This window comes from Streptococcus mitis, from assembly GCF_946190335.1.
In the GTDB taxonomy this organism is placed as follows: domain Bacteria; phylum Bacillota; class Bacilli; order Lactobacillales; family Streptococcaceae; genus Streptococcus; species Streptococcus mitis_CH.
Genome location: NZ_CAMHZN010000004.1, coordinates 32,584 through 49,972, shown reverse-complemented (window position 1 = coordinate 49,972; position 17,389 = coordinate 32,584). Strand labels below are relative to the sequence as shown.

13 protein-coding genes, 1 other RNA gene and 1 pseudogene are annotated in these 17,389 nt (G+C 39.4%); 2 read left to right on the top strand and 13 right to left on the bottom strand.

All coding sequences use genetic code 11. The features are described from left to right. Window positions 1–60: 60 nt before the first annotated feature. The 8 genes from N8O43_RS06755 to N8O43_RS06720 all read right to left on the bottom strand — a co-directional run bounded on the left by N8O43_RS06755 (window position 61) and on the right by N8O43_RS06720 (window position 7,224). The gene (locus N8O43_RS06755; protein WP_261089825.1) at window positions 61–927 is read right to left on the bottom strand and encodes an N-acetylmuramoyl-L-alanine amidase family protein; all 867 of its coding nucleotides are present in this window, start codon (window positions 925–927) and stop codon (window positions 61–63) included. 100 nt (window positions 928–1,027) lie between these two features. After that, window positions 1,028–1,717, bottom strand: coding sequence for a response regulator transcription factor (locus N8O43_RS06750; protein WP_261089824.1), 690 nt, complete (start codon window positions 1,715–1,717; stop codon window positions 1,028–1,030). A gap of 11 nt (window positions 1,718–1,728) precedes the next feature. Next, a complete protein-coding gene (gene gndA / locus N8O43_RS06745) occupies window positions 1,729–3,153 on the bottom strand; it encodes an NADP-dependent phosphogluconate dehydrogenase (RefSeq protein ID WP_000158778.1) in 1,425 nt (474 codons plus the stop codon). Between the two features lie 75 nt (window positions 3,154–3,228). Beyond that, a complete protein-coding gene (gene mapZ / locus N8O43_RS06740; RefSeq protein ID WP_261089823.1) occupies window positions 3,229–4,638 on the bottom strand; it encodes a cell division site-positioning protein MapZ in 1,410 nt (469 codons plus the stop codon). Between the two features lie 12 nt (window positions 4,639–4,650). Beyond that, on the bottom strand, window positions 4,651–5,808 hold the full coding sequence (locus tag N8O43_RS06735) for a THUMP domain-containing class I SAM-dependent RNA methyltransferase (RefSeq protein WP_261089822.1): 1,158 nt from the start codon (window positions 5,806–5,808) through the stop codon (window positions 4,651–4,653). A gap of 84 nt (window positions 5,809–5,892) precedes the next feature. Continuing rightward, window positions 5,893–6,274: RNase P RNA component class B (gene rnpB / locus N8O43_RS06730), an RNA gene on the bottom strand. Between the two features lie 20 nt (window positions 6,275–6,294). Then, the gene (gene gpsB, locus N8O43_RS06725) at window positions 6,295–6,624 is read right to left on the bottom strand and encodes a cell division regulator GpsB (protein ID WP_000146534.1); all 330 of its coding nucleotides are present in this window, start codon (window positions 6,622–6,624) and stop codon (window positions 6,295–6,297) included. A 72-nt stretch (window positions 6,625–6,696) separates the two neighbouring features. Beyond that, window positions 6,697–7,224 (bottom strand): SLOG family protein, encoded by a 528-nt coding sequence (locus tag N8O43_RS06720; RefSeq protein ID WP_261089821.1) that lies wholly within the window; start codon window positions 7,222–7,224, stop codon window positions 6,697–6,699. A 66-nt stretch (window positions 7,225–7,290) separates the two neighbouring features. Between N8O43_RS06720 and recU the strand changes: the two genes are divergently transcribed. Next, the gene (gene recU, locus N8O43_RS06715) at window positions 7,291–7,887 is read left to right on the top strand and encodes a Holliday junction resolvase RecU (RefSeq protein ID WP_033685492.1); all 597 of its coding nucleotides are present in this window, start codon (window positions 7,291–7,293) and stop codon (window positions 7,885–7,887) included. Then, window positions 7,884–10,070: a penicillin-binding protein PBP1A gene (gene pbp1a, locus N8O43_RS06710; protein ID WP_261089820.1), complete on the top strand. Its 2,187-nt coding sequence runs from the start codon at window positions 7,884–7,886 to the stop codon at window positions 10,068–10,070. The genes recU and pbp1a overlap by 4 nt, the downstream gene beginning before the upstream one ends. Before the next feature lie 141 nt (window positions 10,071–10,211). On the opposite strand, the gene N8O43_RS06705 is transcribed toward pbp1a, so the two are convergent. From N8O43_RS06705 to N8O43_RS06685, 5 genes and pseudogenes are all read right to left on the bottom strand, one after another. Beyond that, a complete protein-coding gene (locus N8O43_RS06705) occupies window positions 10,212–12,191 on the bottom strand; it encodes a peptide ABC transporter substrate-binding protein (RefSeq protein WP_045612258.1) in 1,980 nt (659 codons plus the stop codon). Between the two features lie 200 nt (window positions 12,192–12,391). Continuing rightward, window positions 12,392–13,495 carry a UDP-galactopyranose mutase gene (glf, locus tag N8O43_RS06700; RefSeq protein ID WP_261089818.1) on the bottom strand — a complete coding sequence of 368 codons (1,104 nt, stop codon included), beginning with the start codon at window positions 13,493–13,495 and terminating at the stop codon, window positions 12,392–12,394. Between the two features lie 93 nt (window positions 13,496–13,588). Beyond that, window positions 13,589–13,696 (bottom strand): annotated as a pseudogene (locus tag N8O43_RS06695) (CpsB/CapC family capsule biosynthesis tyrosine phosphatase); the annotation flags it as partial. A gap of 6 nt (window positions 13,697–13,702) precedes the next feature. Continuing rightward, entirely contained in the window at window positions 13,703–15,148 is a 1,446-nt protein-coding gene (cpsA, locus tag N8O43_RS06690; RefSeq protein WP_261089817.1) for an LCP family glycopolymer transferase CpsA, read from the bottom strand. Window positions 15,149–15,339: 191 nt separating this feature from the next. Further along, window positions 15,340–17,298, bottom strand: coding sequence for a peptide ABC transporter substrate-binding protein (locus N8O43_RS06685; RefSeq protein ID WP_261089816.1), 1,959 nt, complete (start codon window positions 17,296–17,298; stop codon window positions 15,340–15,342). Window positions 17,299–17,389 lie beyond the last annotated feature (91 nt).

Sequence of the window (17,389 nt, the reverse complement as noted above, 5' to 3'; positions counted from 1 at the left end):
TCTATTTTATTATATTTTCACAAAAAAAGCGATTGTTTCCATTCACAATCGCCTCTTTCATTATTGAACCCACTCGCCATTATAGTTGACGTAGTAGCCATCTACAGTGGTGTTGACTGCTAAGGCACCTGAGCTGTAAGCGTAGTACCATTTGCCATTGATCTGGAACCAGCCTGTCTTCATATCTCCATTATTTGCATGTAAGTAGTACCAAGTCGAGCCTTCCTGATACCAGCCAGTTGCCATAGATCCTGATGAACGGAGATAGTACCACTTATTGCCAATTTGCTTCCAACCAGTTTGCATGATACCAGTTTCTGGATCTAGATAGTACCAAGCTGAACCATCATTTATCCAACCTGCACGTCTTTCACCACCAATATAGTTTTCTCCATTAATTTCCGTTTTAGCTAGATAATACCAATTAGACTGGTCATAAAGCCAACCTGTCTTTAAAGAATGATCTTGATCAAAGTAGTAGTATGCTAATTTAAGAACTTCGGGACCTTCCCAGCCTTCACCATGTTTTTTCCCAACGGTTAAGGAATCTTTTAGCTCTAATTGTTGCCAACCAACAAACTCTTGTAGCACTCCATTTTTGTCAAAGTAGTACCATTCTGGCATTGGGGAACCTTCTAATCTTATACCATTAGGGTAAGGACCAATTGTATATCCTTTAACTGGCATTGGAATGTATTGCCAACCAACAACCATTTCGCCATTATAATCAAAATAATAGTACTTACCATCAATCACTCGCCAGTAGGTTTCTTTGAGTTCCCCCTTCTTGTAGTAGGTTCTACCATTTTCTTGGACAAATTGCCAACCTTCTGAATCAGCATCATCCGCCAATACTGCACTTGTTGCTAGCAAACCGAAGAAAAAGACTGCTAATGCGATTTGCATCAATTTTTTTATTATTTTCATTAGACCTATCCTCCATGACTGATTATAGCAAAGACCAAACCGCATGTCAATATATAGAAAATCCCTCAAAAAAAGCAGTTACAAAACTGCAACTGCTTTTCTATTCTTGCATGGTGTAACCAACACCACGAACTGTTTTAATGTAGCTTTTTTGACCTTTTACATCAAGCTTGCTACGTAGATAACGGATATAGACATCCACGATATTTGTTTCGGTCGCACTTTCATACTTCCAGACACTTTCCAACAACTGCTCACGAGTCAGAACTTTCTTGCTCCCCATAAGAGTAGCCAAGAGGTCATACTCACGACGAGTCAGAGCAATCATTTCCTCGCCACGATAAACGGTATGATGTTCTACATCCATACGCAGATTGCGATAAGACGTTGGAACCTTCATCTGACTACAGTGTTGGTCGATGAAGTCCCTACCTCGGAAAATCGCTGAAATACGAGCCACCAAATTGTCAATAATAACCGGCTTATAGATGTAAGAAACGGCAAAGCGTTGGATTGTCTCAATCTGATCTTTCAATTCTTCGCGATGGTCCAAGACCATGATGACTGAGGCTGGCTTAGTCCGACTCAGCTTGTCTGCAAAATCCTGGGCTGTCATATCCCCCAGTTGAGCATTCAATAAAATCAAGTCATAGTCTGTCTGAAGAGCCATGGAGAGGGCTTTTGGCCCCTCCTCAACCTGATCAACTCGGTATTGCTCTTTTTGGAGTTCCAAACTTAAAAAATGAGCTAGATTTCGTTCTTTCTCAAGTAATAAAATCCGTTTCCCCATGGCAGACCTACTTATTTTTCGTCATACCAAGAGTAGTGGAATGTTCCTTCTTTGTCTTTACGTTGGTAAGTGTGGGCACCAAAATAGTCACGTTGCGCTTGGATCAAGTTAGCTGGAAGGTCAGCTGAACGGTAGCTATCAAAGTAAGTAATAGCTGCTGAGAAAGTTGGCACTGGCACACCAGCTTGAACAGCAAGAGCTACGATATCACGCACTGCTTGTTGGTACTTAGCAGTAACATCCAAGAAGTACTCATCCAAAAGAAGGTTAGCAAGGTCTGCATCACGGTTGTAAGCATCTGTAATCTTTTGCAAGAAACGAGAACGGATGATACAGCCATCACGCCAGATAGATGCAATATCTGCAAATGGCAAATTCCAGTTGTTTTCTTTAGAAGCTACACGCAATTGCGCAAAACCTTGTGCGTATGAAATGATTTTTGAGAAGTAAAGGGCTTGACGGATCTTTTCAATCAACTCAGCCTTGTCTCCTTCAAATTTGAAGGCAGCTGGTTTTGGAAGAACCTTGCTAGCATGCACACGTTCTTCTTTGTAAGTAGAGATGTAACGTGCAAATACTGACTCAGTGATGAGTGACAATGGCACACCAAGATCAAGAGATGATTGGCTAGTCCATTTACCAGTTCCCTTGTTACCTGCGGCATCAAGGATGTAGTCTACGATTGGTCCGTCTTGGCCTTCATCGTCTTTACGGCTCAAGATATCAGCTGTGATTTCAATCAAGTAGCTGTCCAATTCACCCTTGTTCCACTCAGTAAAGATTTCAGCCATGTCTTCTGCAGAAAGACCTAGCAAGTGTTGCATCAAGTCATAGCTTTCTGCGATCAATTGCATATCACCATACTCGATACCGTTGTGAACCATTTTCACATAGTGACCAGCTCCATCAGGACCGATATAAGTCACACATGGTTTGCCATCTTCTGGTGCTTTAGCTGAGATTTCTTCAAGAACATCTGCAACCAATTCGTAGGCCTCTTTTTGTCCACCAGGCATGATAGAAGGACCTTCAAGGGCACCTTTTTCACCACCAGAAACCCCAGTACCGATAAAGTTGATACCTGAGTTTGCCAATTCTTCATTACGACGGATGGTATCTTTGTAGAAAGTGTTTCCTCCGTCAATCAAGATATCACCCTTGTCAAGGTGTGGAAGAAGGGCTTGGATAGTAGCATCTGTACCAGGTCCAGCTTGAACCATGAGCATGATACGACGAGGTTTTTCGATTGAGTTTACAAAACTTTCAACGTCATAGCTTGGTACAAAGTTCTTTTCAGGATGGCATGCAATTACATCTTCAGTTTTTTCTTTACTACGGTTGTAAATAGCAACTGTGTAACCACGAGATTCAATATTAAGGGCAAGGTTACGACCCATTACGGCCATACCAACAACACCAAAGTTAGCTTTTGTCATTTGACACTCCTCTTGTTTAATTTGTTTTATTTTATCATTTTTATTTTTGAAAAGAAAGAATTTTGTAACGACTGCTTAGTAGTCCAAGTCATCCGCATGTCCAGAACCATTTCCAACAAAGTATCCTGTCTTACAGTTAAGGGTAAAGAGATAGGTTCCATCTGGCTTGTAGAGGTTGTAATAACCATTGCCGTTAACGATATTAACACGTTCAAGGATATATTGGTTACCAGTGATATAACCACGTGAACGTGAAGTCGCTAGAATTTGTTCTAAGACACCATCCGCGAAATCCCAGGCAGAATTATTGCTATCATCAATAGCAGACTGGTTATAAGAAACACGACTCGCACTTCTTTGAACAGCAACTCCTGCACTTGATACACCCATATTGACTTCACTGCGGGTACTTCTAGTTTCAGTTGAGGCAGTATTTGAACTACTTGGGCTTGTTTCACTAGCAGTATTTTCACTTGCTTGACGAGAACTTGAGCTGCTAGTTTCACTTGAACTTGAGCTTGAAGCACTTGTTTGCTGGCTCTTACCAAGGCTGATAGCCTTATCTAGAACTTTATCAAGCTCCGTATTTCCAGTTTTAATATCTGTAAATTTAGCATCCGATTTAGCTTTAGCGTTAGTATCCAAGACACCATCCACAATAGCTGGCTTCTCAAATTGAGCATTTACATCTTGAATGGCCTTGATTTGAGTTGCTAGGCTATCATACTTAGATTTTGCAAGCGTATATTCACGACTACCTTCTAGCTTATCAAGTAAGGTTTTCAGTTGACTCAGTTTATCAAACTGGCTATTCTTCAAAGCCGTTTTGTTGCTATCTGTATAGAAGGCATCATACAAATTATTGAATTCTTCCGCATCTGACTGCGTGTTTGTAGTTGATTGAGAAGTTTGGATTTCCTTGGTCGAACGAGCCACTTGACGATAAACATAATAACCAGTTCCAAGGATAAGAACCACTAATGCGGCTAGAATACCGTAAAGCACCCATTTCTTCTTACTGTTTCCATCTTCATTATCTGATACTCGAGAACGTGTGAGAGCCTCTTCCGCTCCTACCAATGGTACTTCTTCAGTCTCAAATTCTTCGACAAGAGGAGCTTCTGAAACTCGTGTTAATTCTAAATCATCAAACTGACGCAATTCATCTTCTGGAGCTGGAGAAGTTACTCCCGTTTCCTCACGAAGCTCTTGAAGCAAATTATCCAGAGTCTGAGTCTCCTCTACCTCTTCTTTTTCAACTAGATCATCCTTGCTAAACTGACGTGTTTCAAACTTATCTGCTTCAATTTCATCTTTATGTTGTTTCACATACTTGTCCAAGATAGAATCTCCAGGCAATACACCTGCTTCCACCTCTTCATTTTTTCGCATAGCTTCTCCAACTGTTAGCTCTTTGGCTTCATCAAAATCAAATTGCGCTTCTTGATGTTCTGCTTTATGACGATTCCGTCTTTTCTTACTCATGAGTTTTCCTTTCTACTTTACTTCCTGACGTTTAACACGCTGACCGAAATATTGATACAAATCAACTTTTAAGGTTCCATTGTACAACTTACGCTTCTTATCCGCTTGACTACCGTACTTGAGCTCAAAGGCTTCATCGCTAGTTAGGATAAACTTACTCCAGGTTTTCAGAGGAGCAAATACTTGACCCATCTCAGCATAAAGCTTGGTAACCCCTGCATCATCTGACAAGCGTTCACCATAAGGTGGGTTAGAGATAATCACTCCATTGATTTTATCAGAACGCAAATCCTGCACGCGCATCTGCTTAAAGGTAATATCTCCTGCAATACCTGCTGCTTGAGCATTGGCCTTAGCAATTTCCACCATACGTGCATCGATATCACAGCCCATAATATCCAGTTCAAGCTCACGATCCACTTTCTTAGCTGCTTCTGTGCGAACTTCTTGGATCAAGCGATCGCTAATCCAGTTCCATTCCTCAAAAGCAAAGGAGCGACGAAGACCAGGAGCCATCTTTCTAGCAATCATAACTGCCTCGATACAGAAAGTTCCTGAACCACAGGTCGGATCAATCAGAGGCTTGTCTGGGAACCAGTTAGAGAGTTGCAAAATGGCTGCCGCCATATTTTCCTTGATAGGAGCCCCACCCTTTTCGGTACGATAGCCACGTTTAAAGAGACTGGAGCCTGTCGTATCAATCATGACAGTTGCTATGTCTTTAAGAATAGAGACCTCAATCTTAAACTCTGGACCATTCTCCATCAAGGGAACACCTTCTGGACGGGCATAGTGTTTCTGCAATTTCTTAACAACAGCCTTCTTTGAAATAGCCTGAACACTGGGCTCATTGTGAAGTTTAGATTTAACACATTTGGCTTTCGAAATCGGAAAACGAGCCCCAAGCGGTAAATAATTTTCCCAATCTAGAGCGAAAACTCCCTGAAACAGCTCTTCAAAAGTCTTAGCTGGGAATGTTCCTACGATAATCTTGATACGGTCTGCCGCCCGAAGCCAGAGGTTGGTTTCGATAATGGCTCTCACATCTCCTTGAAAACGAACACGTCCATTTTCAACCTGACAATCGTAGCCCAACTCTCGCACTTCACGACCAACGACAGCCTCAAGACCCGCTGCAGCAGTAGCGATTAAATTAAATTCTTTTTCCATTTTCAGTCTTATAAGACCTTTCTATATGTCCACTTTAAAAAATGAGGTTGAGAAAGTTTTCTCAGCCCCAACCTATATGCAATTTTCTATAAGCCATGTTTTGTTCCAGAAGTGACTAGGACCACTTCCTTCGATAATCATCTGTCTACCACTAACAGCTTACAGCTGATAGCAGTCAGAGTACTACGTTCGTTTTCGTGTACTCCATGCCCCGACCGAAATTTGGGTTGCTAGCTTGAGGGGTTTACCGCGTTCCACTCTCTCTGTTTCCAGAAAGACTCCGTCACTGTGGCACTTTCAAGCCTACTCTGGCCTATCCAAGGACTTAGCCATTTCAACTGCCGTAACGATTTCTCGTCCCTAGGCTTATGGTTTCGCCTAGCACAAACACTACAGGCATCACAGCCTGTGCTAGCATGGACTTTCCTCATGAAAAGAAATTCTCCTCACGCGATTATCCAAAAATTGCACTTTTCAAATAAACTCTTATAAATCAGAGTTATCCAAAATTTGTTTACCAAACACTTCTTTCTCAAGACGATTTAGTCGTTTCAAAATATCAAAATTCGTCATAGAAGTTGTAGCTGTCATTTCAAGAGGTTCTGCTTGAACCGGTGCAGATTCAGGTTTGCGAGACAATTCTTCCTTCAACTCTGCAATTTCTTGACGGAGAGACTTGACTAAGGCAGCATAAGTTTCGTAGTCCTTGATGACATCGTCCAAAAATTCATCAACTTCAACCTTACTATATCCACGAACTTCACGTCCAAACTCTTGCTCAAAAATATCTTTTGCTGAAAAAATAATACTTGCCATCTCTCTCTCCATTCTCGGTTTCTAATAGTATTATTATATAAAAAAAGGCAAACAAAAATCAAGGTCAAAGCCTTACTTTTCAGAAAAATTTTCTGCTAGCTCATTTAAGTCTTCAAAGGTTAGCCTTTTTATGCGATAACCTTCCTGATTTTTCATCAAATTGTCTATAAATTTTAATTTGGTCTCATTTTCTGGGTCATAGAAAAAATAAGCTAAGTCAGTATTTTCCAGCAAAAATCGTTGGTAGTCTCGTAGTTGCCCCATATGTTCATATTTAGGATAGGCATATTTGACAAAATCGACCTGCTTAAATTGGCTAAGTTTAAGCTGATTCGCTTCATTCCAATTTTCCCCGTGTGTTTCAAAATCAAAAATGGTCGCTAGGCTAAAATCATATTCGTCTTTCATTTCATTTGCGACATCAAGCACCCAAGATTCAAATCCCAAGTTTCCTGTAAAGACCAGCCATTTAATCCCTTCTTCTGCTAAGCTTTCTAAATCACGGCGAATGGCTTTCTTTATAATTTTTAACCTGATATCTTTTTCATTAAACAAACCTAAGTCAAAATTAGAATATCCCATAATTAAAGCTGTAGTCATTTTTACACCTTTCTTTCTATTTTTATGGTATAATAGAGTGATGTTATTGTACCAATAAGGAGAAATATGGTCAACTATCCTCATAAAATTTCATCAAAAAAAAGCCAAACATCCATTTCTCAACCAAAAAATTTCGCAAATCGAGGAATGACTTTTGAAAAGATGATTAACGCTACAAACGACTACTATCTGACGCATGGTATGGCAGTTATCCATAAAAAGCCAACGCCTGTTCAGATTGTTCGAGTAGACTATCCTCAACGTAGTCGAGCCAAAATTGTAGAAGCCTACTTTAGACAAGCTTCCACAACAGATTACTCTGGCGTATATAGAGGACATTACATTGACTTTGAAGCCAAGGAAACGCGGCAAAAAAATGCTATCCCAATGAAGAACTTCCATCTTCACCAGATTCAACATATGGAACAAGTTCTAGAACAGCAGGGCATTTGCTTCGTACTACTTCATTTTTCTTCTCGACAAGAAACTTATTTGTTGCCGGCACTTGATTTGATTCGCTTTTATCATCAAGATAAGGGCCAAAAATCAATGCCACTTGGATATATTCAAGAATACGGATATTTAATAAAGCAAGGAGCTTTCCCTCAAATTCCCTATCTCGATATTATCAAAGAACGTTTACTAGGTGGTAAAACAAGATGAATAAACAAACTATTCTGCGATTCTTAAAGTATATTGGAATTACATTTCTTACCTTATTTATCGCATTATTTCTATTAGGTGGAGGTGTCTTCCTCTACTTTGTTAGCAAGGCTCCAGCCTTATCTGAAAGTAAATTAGTTGCGACAACCTCTAGCAAGATTTATGACAACAAAAACGAACTGATTGCTGACCTTGGATCTGAACGTCGCGTAAATGCCCAAGCAAATGAAATTCCTACTGACTTGGTCAAGGCCATCGTGTCTATCGAAGACCACCGTTTCTTTGATCATAGAGGTGTTGATACCATTCGTATCATGGGGGCGGCATTGAGAAACCTCCAAGGGAAAGGAGGGCTCCAAGGGGCTTCAACCTTGACTCAGCAATTGATTAAATTAACTTATTTCTCTACTTCAACTGCCGATCAAACCTTGTCACGTAAAGCCCAAGAAGCTTGGCTAGCCGTTCAATTAGAGCAAAAAGCAACCAAGCAAGAAATCCTGACCTACTACATCAACAAAGTCTACATGTCTAACGGTAACTATGGAATGCAAACCGCAGCCGAAAATTACTATGGAAAAGACTTGAAGGATTTAAGCTTGCCACAGTTAGCACTCCTAGCCGGAATGCCTCAAGCACCAAACCAATATGATCCATATTCCCATCCAGAAGCTGCTCTAGAGCGTCGTAACTTGGTACTTTCAGAAATGAAGGGACAGAAGTATATCAGTGCAGAAGATTACGAAAAAGCTATTAATACGCCTATCACTGACGGTCTTCAAAGCTTGAAGTCAGCCAATAGTTACCCAGCCTATATGGACAACTACCTCAAAGAAGTAATCGACCAAGTCGAACAAGAAACGGGCTACAACCTTCTTACCACAGGTATGGAAGTCTATACTAATGTCGACAAAGATGTTCAGCAGCGACTTTGGGATGTTTATAACACAGATGAATACGTTGCTTATCCAGATGATGAACTCCAAGTAGCTTCTACTATCATTGATGTAACAAATGGTAAAGTCATTGCTCAGTTAGGGGCACGTCACCAATCAAGTAATGTATCTTTCGGAATCAACCAAGCCGTTGAAACCAATCGTGACTGGGGTTCTTCTATGAAACCAATCACTGACTATGCTCCCGCTTTAGAATATGGAGTCTATGACTCTACTGCGTCTATTGTACATGATGTTCCTTATAACTATCCTGGAACTGATACTCCAGTCTACAACTGGGATCATGGCTACTTTGGAAACATTACAATCCAGTATGCTCTTCAACAATCACGAAATGTCACAGCCGTTGAGACTTTGAATAAGGTCGGTCTAGATAGAGCTAAAACCTTTCTTAATGGTCTTGGTATCGACTATCCAAGTATGTATTACGCAAACGCCATTTCAAGTAACACAACTGAATCCAACAAACAGTACGGTGCAAGTAGTGAAAAAATGGCTGCTGCTTATGCCGCCTTTGCTAATGGTGGTATTTACCACAAACCAATGTATATCAATAAAATCGTCTTCAGTGATGGTAGTGAAAAAGAATTTTCTGATGCTGGTACACGAGCTATGAAAGAAACTACTGCCTATATGATGACCGAAATGATGAAAACTGTTTTAGCTTACGGAACCGGACGGGGTGCTTACCTACCATGGCTTCCACAAGCAGGTAAGACAGGTACTTCTAACTATACTGATGACGAAATTGAAAAGTATATCAAGAACACTGGCTACGTAGCTCCAGATGAAATGTTTGTAGGTTATACTCGTAAGTATTCTATGGCTGTATGGACTGGTTACTCAAATCGTTTAACTCCAATCGTTGGAGATGGTTTCCTAGTTGCTGCTAAGGTTTATCGCTCAATGATATCGTATCTATCAGAAGATGACCAACCTGGAGATTGGACGATGCCAGACGGCCTGTTCCGAAATGGAGAATTCGTCTTCCAGAACAACGCAAAGAACACATGGAATAATTCAGTAACACAACAAACACAAACAGTAGAAACTCCAAGCACAACAGCTGAAAGTTCAACTACACAGGCAAGTACGACGGTTGGTCAACAACCCAATAATGCTCCAGCAACCGATCCTAATCAAGGACAAGCTGGTCAGACTGTTCAGCAAACACAACCAGTACAACCAACGCCACAAAATCCACCAGTTCAACAGCAACCACAACAGTAAGATAAAAGAAAATCCTGAGAATAAAGGCTCAGGATTTTTTCTTCAACAAAATAGGATCTATCATATCTAAAAGCGATGATCGGCACCAATTCATTTTCGATAAACCAAAAGAAGTTAGCGAACAACTAACTTCTTTTTATCTTATTTCACATGTTTTGCAAGTTCTTCTTGCGCTTTTTTATTGGATTCTGCTTTTTCTTTCATCCATTTTTCTTGAGCTTTTTGGTATTCATCTGCAGTGACTGCCTTGTCTTGAAGTTCCAAGTATTTATACAAGAGTGGCTCACTTGTACCTTTGTTTCCTGACAATGCAAACGGTATTGTAAATGGTACCATCTTAGACAAGATTGGACGCCCTGTACGAGATGTAGTTGGAATAATCAAAGCACTATCTGTCAACCAAGCTTGAGCTGCAGCGTATTTATCATATCGTTTAGCAACATCTGTAGCCTCATCACCAGCTTCAGTAACCAATTTCTCGTAGTCATATAGACCTACTTTTTTAGCAGCTACATTATCTTTCCCTGAGTCAAATCCTAAATATGTTTTAGTACTTTCTCCTACAGATGGTTTGATGATATCAAGGTAAGTTGATGGATCGGCAAAGTCTGGACCCCAACCGACATTATCTGATAAATCCCAGTCTTCTCCAGCAGCATTTTCAGCAAAATATGTAATATTGTTTACTTCATCTTTTTGTAGTTGTTGAATATCAATAATGACATTATCAGTTCCTAAAGTCGCTTCCAAGGATTGTTTCATAGATTGCACGCGCTGAACTTTTGTAGTTGCTGTTTGGTCAACAGGCATATCTAGGTGAATTGGGAATTGGACTCCTTCTGCTTGTAAGGCTGATTTAGCTTTAGCAAATTCAGCCTTGGCTTTTTCTGGATTATAGAGACCATCTTGTGCATCGGCAAGATTGACATCCTTCCATTCATCCCCATAAGTCACCAATTTTTCTTTGACCATATCGCCAAAGTTTTTCCCATCTGCTTGAACAAATGTTGGTGGAACAAAGAGATTGCGCAAGATTTTGCTTGCTCCAGTTTCTCCATTCAGCTGAGAGGCATAAGCTGTACGGTCAAAACCAAAGGCAATAGCTTGGCGGAAATCCTTGTTTAAGAGAGCTTTTTTAGTAGATGTCTTTTGTTCGTCGCTGGTCTTAGATGTGTATTTATAAGATTGGCGATCAATATTTGTACCAACTAGATACGTAACAGAGTCTTGTTGAGTATAGACAATATTGTCTTTCAGCTCTTTTTCAAGTTCTGCAAAACTTGCACTTGTTGGATAGAGACGAGCTGCTGTAAGGCTACCATCTTTAAAGTTTTCTGCTGGTTTGCTAGTATCTTGACCATCCCAGAATGACAATTTGATCTTGTCAATATGCACATTATCCTTATCCCAGTAGTTCGGATTTTTCGCAAATTCAACAGAGGATTTGGTCACAATAGATTTCAACAAATAAGGACCATTGTACAAGATACTACTTGGATCCGTAGCTTTGGCAAAATCATCCCCTTTTGAGTTCAAAAACTCTTCATTAACTGGTGCTAAGACACCCATGGTTGTTTTTGAGTTCCAAAAACTTTCAGGTTTGTTCAACGTGTATTGGACTGTTTGATCATCAAGGGCTTTAATCCCGACTTGAGAAAAATCTTTAATTTCCCCTTTTGCATAAGCATCCAGACCTTTGATTGAATCTTGTACCAAGTAAAGGGCTTCTGCTTTCTTATCTGTTGCATATTTAAGACCTGTCACAAAGTCTTGAGCCTTAACAGGAGCATACTCTTCTCCCTCAGATGTATACCACTTGGCATCCTGACGAATCTTATAAGTATAAGTCAAGCCATCCTTAGAAACTGACCAGTCTTCTGCCATTGAGGGAATAAGGTTCCCGTATTTATCATTTTCAAGCAATCCATCAATCACATTACTAGTAATGTCGGCAGTTGCTGCCTTACCAGTTGTCAAATAGTTGAGATTATCTGGATGTGTCTCGTATGTAAATGCAAAGGTCTGCTCACCTTTAGTAGCAGAACCACCCGAGCAAGCCGCTAAGACACCTGCTGCTAATAAAGTTACTCCCGCAAAAGCCAATACTTTCCTTGTTTTCATAGTCTTCTCCTTTGTTTTTTTATTCATTATAGCCCCTTTTTTGAGTCCTGTCAATACAATTTTCTGAATTTTTGAAAATTATTTTTTAAACAATAACTTCGCAAAAATATGAATAATATCAAAAACCCCTCAACTACATTACGTAGTCAAGGAATTATTGATCATATTTGTAAATAACAACTGATAACAGTTCTAGGTGTTTAATCTAACTCATTTCTTGCACACTGTAAAGCTGCTCCAATTACTTGGTGCATATCGTAATAACGATAGTGTCCTAAACGACCACCAAAGATAACATTCCCTTGCTCATCAGCCAATTTTTTATATGATTTATACAAATGATTATTACGATCATTATTTACTGGATAATAAGGCTCATCACCTTTTTCCCATGTTTTAGAATGTTCTTTAGTAATGATAGTCTTTGCTTGATTCCCAAACTCAAAATGTTTGTGTTCAATAATACGAGTATATGGAGTTTCTGCATCTGTGTAGTTCACAACTGCATTTCCTTGGTAATTTTCCATATCCAAGGTCTCATTTTCAAAACGAAGACTACGATACTCTAGTTCACCCAACTTATAGTCAAAGAATTCATCAATCATACCAGTAAAGACAATCTTAGGGAAGTCTTTCAGATATTGTTCTTTATTCGCAAAGAAATCAACATTTGTTTCTACATCAATATTTTCATGTTCCAACATTTTTTCAACTATTTGAGTGTAGCCACCTATTGGAATCCCTTGATAGGTATCATTAAAATAGTTGTTATCATAGGTCAGGCGTACTGGCAAACGGCGAATGATAAAGGCTGGAAGTTCCGTAGTTGGCTTGCCCCACTGTTTCTCTGTATAATCTTTGATTAATTTTTCGTAGATGTCTGTACCTACAAGAGAAATAGCCTGTTCTTCCAAATTTTCAGGAGTTTTGCCATTTAAAACAGCGCGTTGCTCATCAATCTTAGCCTGTGCTTCTGCTGGCGTTACAACTCCCCAAAGTTTATTGAAGGTATTCATATTAAAAGGGAGGTTATAAATCTCACCCTTATAGTTTGCAACTGGAGAGTTTGTGTAACGGTTAAACTCAGCAAACTGATTTACATAATCCCAAATCTCCTTATCAGAAGTATGGAAAATATGAGCACCATACTGGTGAACTTGAATTCCTTCCTCTTCACGAGTATAGATATTACCCGCGATATGATTCCGTTTTTCAATGACTCTCACTTTTTTTCCTTTTAGGGCTGCTTCATGGGCAAATACTGCACCAAAAAGACCAGCACCAACGACAAGATAATCGTACATAACCCCCTCCTTTTATTTTTTAACAAACTGTTGTAGCAATTGTACAAGATGGATAACTTTAATCGATGTTACAATTGTATGTTTTACATCTCAAGTCCGTACTTCTTGTCCATAGGCTTCTGTCAAAAGGACCTTGCTTTCTTGCTTAGATTTTAAACCATCATCCACACCAAATACGATATGCGAATGAATATCAATCATTTTGTCTTATTTTCCTTCCATCACATCATTGATTGCAGCCTTGACTGACTCTAAACTGCTATCACTTATCTCCATCATGTAAAGGTTGCTATCAGGCATGGCATAGGATGGCAAATCCATACGCCCTGTTCCTTTAAGATCTTGCGAATTAATCTTATACGTTCCACCACTCTCAAGTTGGGCATTGGCCATGTTCATCATGGTTTCAAGTGGCATATTGGTTTGTAAGGAATCTTGTAGTCCCTTTATAATACTGTCATAATTTTTCAAAGCTTCTGTCGAGGTTAGCTTTTGCAAAATAGCGACAATAACCTTTTGCTGATTGCGACCACGATCTCGGTCTCCATCTTCCAATGAATAACGCTCACGTACAAAGCTAAGAGCTTGCTCCGAGTCAAGATGAACATTTCCTACGGGATAGAACTTCCCATTTGTACGAGCTGTAAATTCTTGGTCATTATGAACATCAACTCCACCAAGGAGATCAATCAATTTCAAGAAAGAAGTGAAATTCAAACGAGCGTAATAGTTCAAGTCAATACCGTAGAGATTTTCCAGTGTATGAATCGAAGCATCTACTCCATAAATACCTGCATGGGTCAACTTATCTTTTTGGTTGTTGCCCCCATCTGCAATTGGAACATAGGAATCACGAGGTGTCGTTGTCAAGAGAATCTTTTTAGTTTCGCGATTTACTGTCATAATAATATTGACATCCGAACGAGAAACCGAACTGATTGGACCGTAAGTATCAATTCCGCTGATATAAATGTTGAAACTGTCACCTTTGACATCTTTTGGAGTTTCAACTGTCTTGGTTAATTCTTTGGTATAGATTTTCTTAATTTTTGAAGCATAGTCAGGATATTCTGATTCGATAATATTTTCAAAGACACTGTTTAGAATGATTGCCTTTGTATCACCGGCTAGCAAGCTCTTATAGGCAGCAAGATAGGAGCTACTTTCTTCGACTGTCAATTCCTTATTTTGACTAGCTTTCAGATTATTCATCAACTGTTGGATATTATCCTTATCCGTCCCAGTCGGTCCCATCACACTGGTTACCTGACTGATATTATCAATTGGACTATCTGCTAACACCGCAATACTCATCGAATAATTTGAGTAGTTCGATGTCGCATTTAAGCGACTGGTAAAGCCAATAAACTGACTTACAGCAAAGAGAGAAGTTCCATTAATCAAAATACCAAGTAATAATAAAATCAGCGTTAGATTTTTAGCTTTCTTAGACCGAATTAAAAAGAAGCAAAAGATGGCTAAGGCTACAATTAAGACAGCAACCACTATATTGAGATATCGGAAGGCTAGCATATTATACTTGAAAATCAAAAACAATAAAAAGACTGCTAGTAATGCATAGATAGCTAGCAATCCCCAACTAATCAATATTTTTGTTTTACCCTGACGAGCTCGCTTCGAAGATCTACTCACGATATACCTCTATTATCAATTTTTATTTCATTTTATTATATCACAAAAAAATACACTTGTGAGATAAATCCGCTTAGGTAAGGCGTTTTCATCTTCTTTCCGAAACATTCTTTTTAACTTGCAACCAATTACATCAATAAATTTACTATATAGATATTAAAACGAGGCCCCTTACGGAACCTCGCTCATCTTTATTTAACATGATTTTCTGCTTCTTTTTGAGCTTTTTCGATTGCTTTTTTGCTTTCTTGCTCCCATTTAGTCTTAGCTTCTTCAAACTGTATGGTTGTCACAGTATCTTTTTGCAGTTTCATGTACTTGTAGTTATTGCCATCACCCTTGATGCCGACCAGTGAATAGCCTCTTGTAAATGGCGTTACTTTGGTTACAGAAGCTGTTCCACCACTTGACATGGCTGACATAATCAGAGAATTGTCAATCATCCAAGCCTGTGCTTCAGCATATTTTTCATAGCGTTTGGCTACATCTTTATTTTCACTGTCTGCATCTTTGAGCATCTTGGTGTAAGTATCAAGCCCCAAGCTAGCAATCTTAGCTTTATCTTCTTGAGCATCTAAACCAAAAATCTTGAGGTAGAACCCATCCTCTGCATTGAAAGGATTAAGATAAGTTGACGGATCTTGGTAGTCACCTACCCAACCATCAAAGTTCAAATCATAGTCACGATCAGCTGGTGTTGGCGCTAAAAAGGCTACATTATTAAAATCATCCGTTGAAAGTTGTTGAACATCAATGACAATGTTATCAGCACCTAAAACTGACTCAAGGGTCTGCTTAACAGAGTTCATGCCTGTCACAGCATTTTTACTTGTCTGATCAACTGCAACATCCAAGTGAATTGGGAAAGTCACACCTTGACTTGCCAATTCTTTTTTAGCTTCTGCAAATTTTGCTTGGGCTTTTTCTTTGTTGAAATAGGCATCCTGAGCATCTGCCAAGTTAATACCTGACCATTCTGTGCCATAGTTGACCAATTTAGAAGCGACTACTTCTCCAAAAGTCTTGTCTCCAACTTGAACAAATGTAGGAGGCACTAGGGTGTTACGAAGGGTCTTGCTAGCCGCTTCTTCCCCATTTGACTGAGCAGAATAGGCTGTACGGTCCAAGGCAAAGTTAACTGCTTGGCGGAAGTTCTTGTTCAAGACAGCTGTCTCAGTTGACTTCTTCTGTTCATCTGTCGTTTTAGCAGTGTGATTGTAGGCCTTACGGTTGACGTTGAAATTGAAATACCAAGAAGTCTTGTCCTGCAAGCTATAGACGATATTATCCTTATATTTCTCCTTGGTCTTAGCAAAGTTAGAACTATTCGGATAAACCCCAGCGATAGAATAAGCTCCACTTTCAAAGTTACGGATGGTCAATTCTTGGTCTGAACCATCAAAATAAGCCAATTTTACGTGTTCAATTGATACTTTGTCATGATCATAGTAATGCGGATTCTTCACATACTCGATAGATGATTTTGATGTGAAATCTTTTAACAAATAAGGTCCGCTGTAGAGAATGCTATCTGGAGATAGGGTACCAAAATCTTTCCCTTTTGAATTTAAAAACTCTTCATTTACCGGGAAAAGAATACTGTTGGTTGTTTTTGAGTTCCAGTAAGGTTCTGGGCGTGCCAAAGTATACTCAACAGTCTGGTCGTCAATGGCCTTCACCCCAACCTTAGAGAAATCAGAATCCACTCCTGTAATATAATCATTCAAGCCCTTGATCGAGTTTTGAATCAAGTCAATGGCCTGGGATTTATTATCCACTGCGTATTTGATACCTGTCACAAAATCTTGTGCCTTGACTGGGGCATACTCTTCACCGTCAGCCGTAAACCATTTGGCATCTTTTCTCAGTTTATAGGTATAAGTCAGACCGTCGCTTGAAACAGACCAGTCCTCTGCCAAAGATGGAACTAGGTTTCCGTGGTTGTCATTTTCAAGCAAACCATCAACTAGGTTAGTAATAATAGCTGTATTATCAGCGTAGTAGTCTAATAAGTAGTTAAATGTAGTTGGGTTTCCACTAAAGGTTGATGAGTAAGTTTTTGTATCTGAACCTGATTGTCCGCAAGCAGTTAACAGCAAGGCAGCTGCAACAGTCAGACCTGCACTAAGGATACGCTTTTTTGTAGTCATCTTCTTTCTCCTTTATGTTAGTTTTTATAACATAGGTTTATTTTACCAAAATAGTGGGAATTTGTAAAGTTAATTGAATTTCTAGAATGAA

Bases quoted from the DNA above. Each gene is read 5' to 3' on its own strand.
- N8O43_RS06705 (WP_045612258.1), bottom strand. From the start codon at position 12,191: ATGAAAACAAGGAAAGTATTGGCTTTTGCGGGAGTAACTTTATTAGCA.
- N8O43_RS06750 (WP_261089824.1), bottom strand. From the start codon at position 1,717: ATGGGGAAACGGATTTTATTACTTGAGAAAGAACGAAATCTAGCTCAT.
- N8O43_RS06755 (WP_261089825.1), bottom strand. From the start codon at position 927: ATGAAAATAATAAAAAAATTGATGCAAATCGCATTAGCAGTCTTTTTC.
- N8O43_RS06720 (WP_261089821.1), bottom strand. From the start codon at position 7,224: ATGACTACAGCTTTAATTATGGGATATTCTAATTTTGACTTAGGTTTG.
- gndA (WP_000158778.1), bottom strand. From the start codon at position 3,153: ATGACAAAAGCTAACTTTGGTGTTGTTGGTATGGCCGTAATGGGTCGT.
- N8O43_RS06685 (WP_261089816.1), bottom strand. From the start codon at position 17,298: ATGACTACAAAAAAGCGTATCCTTAGTGCAGGTCTGACTGTTGCAGCT.
- recU (WP_033685492.1), top strand. From the start codon at position 7,291: ATGGTCAACTATCCTCATAAAATTTCATCAAAAAAAAGCCAAACATCC.
- gpsB (WP_000146534.1), bottom strand. From the start codon at position 6,624: ATGGCAAGTATTATTTTTTCAGCAAAAGATATTTTTGAGCAAGAGTTT.
- N8O43_RS06735 (WP_261089822.1), bottom strand. From the start codon at position 5,808: ATGGAAAAAGAATTTAATTTAATCGCTACTGCTGCAGCGGGTCTTGAG.
- pbp1a (WP_261089820.1), top strand. From the start codon at position 7,884: ATGAATAAACAAACTATTCTGCGATTCTTAAAGTATATTGGAATTACA.
- mapZ (WP_261089823.1), bottom strand. From the start codon at position 4,638: ATGAGTAAGAAAAGACGGAATCGTCATAAAGCAGAACATCAAGAAGCG.
- glf (WP_261089818.1), bottom strand. From the start codon at position 13,495: ATGTACGATTATCTTGTCGTTGGTGCTGGTCTTTTTGGTGCAGTATTT.